Origin of the sequence: Carboxydocella sp. ULO1 (assembly GCF_002049255.1) — a bacterium.
Taxonomy (GTDB): Bacteria; Bacillota.
The window spans coordinates 1-221 of the sequence record NZ_BDLQ01000047.1 but is presented as its reverse complement, the minus strand read 5'-3'; the positions used below and the strand labels follow the sequence as shown (position 1 = coordinate 221).

1 protein-coding gene is annotated in these 221 nt (G+C 40.3%); it reads right to left on the bottom strand.

Annotation, left to right across the window (positions count from 1 at the left end):
• A partial coding sequence (locus ULO1_RS15165; protein WP_242947915.1) for a transposase occupies nucleotides 1–221 on the bottom strand: 221 nt, incomplete at both ends.

Below are 221 nucleotides of genomic sequence, written 5' to 3'. Positions count from 1 at the left end.
ATGTAAATCACCCCATCCTTCTCAAATGACCATATGGTTCCATATTTGTAATGCCATATCCTCCATAACTCCATCTCCTGCCCACAACATGGACATTTTAATGGATTTTTCGGTTTACCCAGTTCCACAATCCAATGATTTTCGGTTACCAGAACATGAACATGCGGATTAAATTTCAAGTCCCTTCCAAAGGTATGTATTACTGCTATTGCCCCGACTTC